The sequence below is a fragment of the Virgibacillus carmonensis genome, assembly GCF_057836705.1.
In genome coordinates this window covers 1-743 of sequence record NZ_JBYQFJ010000133.1, presented here as the reverse complement: position 1 = coordinate 743, position 743 = coordinate 1, and the positions used below count along the sequence as shown (strand labels likewise).

The window sequence follows — 743 nt, the reverse complement described above, 5'->3', positions numbered from 1 at the left end:
CCAATGACAAAAAAAAGAAACAATCGATTAATCTGAATAACCTTGACCTTGAAACAGACACGCAAATATATTACAAAGAACGATGGATGAATGAAAATGGACTAGAGCAAAAACTTATCGTTACTTTTTCACCGAAACATAAACGCTACCAAGCAAATATTCGGGAAAAACAGATAGAACGCGCACAAACAAAAGTGGACAATCCTTCTCGCATCGAAAAAAAGCGAGCAAACAATCCAGATCGTTTTATTCAGTCCACTCATGTCACAAATGAAGGTGAAATTGCTCAGAAAAGCAGTCATACGATTAACTCTGCGATGATTGATAAAGAAGCAGTATATGATGGTTTTTATGGTGTTTGTACAAATTTAGAAAACTCTCCAGCGGAAATCGTAAGAATCAATCAACGTCGCTGGGAGATAGAAGAATCCTTTCGGATTTTAAAAAACGAAATGCGGACACGACCTGTATTCCTCCAAAAAGATGAACGAATCAAGGCACACTTCCTAGTATGTTTTCTTTCATTATTGACCTATCGCTTGATTGAAAATAGAATTGATGAATCAGCTACATGTTGCGAAATCATTCAAACATTACGAGATATGAGAGTGTTGGAATATACAAACGAAGGTTATATCCCGACCTATACCAGAACGGATTTAACTGATAAGCTACATAACGTTTTCGGATTCCGAACGGATACCGAAATAGTTACCATACAAAAAATGAAAAAAATTTTAAAA

At 35.7% G+C, this 743-nt stretch carries 1 protein-coding gene; it reads left to right on the top strand.

The genetic code is table 11. The annotated features are described in order from the left end of the window. The coding region (locus tag AC3G7N_RS20915; RefSeq protein ID WP_489424083.1) for an IS1634 family transposase at positions 1–743 on the top strand (743 nt) is incomplete at both ends.